This is a genomic window from Thauera aminoaromatica S2, from assembly GCF_000310185.1.
GTDB classification, from domain to species: domain Bacteria; phylum Pseudomonadota; class Gammaproteobacteria; order Burkholderiales; family Rhodocyclaceae; genus Thauera; species Thauera aminoaromatica.
Genome location: NZ_AMXD01000295.1, coordinates 1 through 1,159, shown reverse-complemented (window position 1 = coordinate 1,159; position 1,159 = coordinate 1). Strand labels below are relative to the sequence as shown.

The window sequence follows — 1,159 nt, the reverse complement described above, 5'->3', positions numbered from 1 at the left end:
ATTACTCGATGATCTTGGCGACGACGCCGGCGCCGACGGTACGGCCACCTTCGCGGATCGCGAAGCGCAGGCCTTCTTCCATGGCGATCGGGGCGATCAGCTTGACGGTGATCGACACGTTGTCGCCCGGCATGACCATCTCGGTGCCTTCGGGCAGCGAGATCGAACCGGTCACGTCGGTGGTGCGGAAGTAGAACTGCGGACGGTAGTTGTTGAAGAACGGGGTGTGACGACCACCCTCTTCCTTCGACAGCACGTAGATCTCGCCGGTGAAGTGGGTGTGCGGGGTGATCGAACCCGGCTTGCACAGCACCTGACCGCGCTCGACGTCTTCACGCTTGGTGCCGCGCAGCAGCACGCCGACGTTGTCGCCGGCCTGGCCCTGGTCGAGCAGCTTGCGGAACATCTCCACGCCGGTGCAGGTGGTCTTGACCGTCGGCTTGATGCCGACGATCTCGATTTCCTCGCCGACCTTCACGATGCCGCGCTCGACACGACCGGTCACCACGGTGCCGCGACCCGAAATCGAGAACACGTCTTCGATCGGCAGCAGGAAAGGCTTGTCGATCGCACGCTCGGGCGTCGGGATGTAGCTATCCAGCGCGTCAGCCAGGCGGAAGATCGCCGGTTCGCCGATGTCCGACTGGTCGCCCTCGAGCGCCTTCAGCGCCGAACCCTTGACGATGGGGATGTCGTCGCCGGGGAAGTCGTACTTCGACAGCAGCTCGCGCACTTCCATCTCGACGAGCTCCAGCAGCTCTTCGTCGTCGACCATGTCGCACTTGTTCAGGAAGACGATGATGTACGGCACGCCGACCTGACGGGCCAGCAGGATGTGCTCGCGCGTCTGCGGCATCGGGCCGTCGGCGGCCGAGCACACCAGGATCGCGCCGTCCATCTGCGCGGCACCGGTGATCATGTTCTTGACGTAGTCGGCGTGGCCCGGGCAATCGACGTGCGCGTAGTGACGGCTCGCGGTCTCGTACTCGACGTGCGCGGTGTTGATGGTGATGCCGCGCGCCTTCTCTTCGGGCGCCGCGTCGATCTGGTCGTAGGCCTTCGCCTCGCCGCCGAACTTCTTCGACAGGATGGTGGTGATCGCAGCGGTCAGCGTGGTCTTGCCATGGTCGACGTGGCCGATGGTGCCGACGTTGACGTG

The 1,159-nt window shown here is 64.6% G+C and carries 1 protein-coding gene; it reads right to left on the bottom strand.

From position 1 onward, the window contains the following. Window position 1: 1 nt before the first annotated feature. Window positions 2-1,159, bottom strand: a 1,158-nt coding sequence (tuf, locus tag C665_RS19685; RefSeq protein WP_004330331.1) for an elongation factor Tu, incomplete at its 5' end; no start/stop codon positions are given.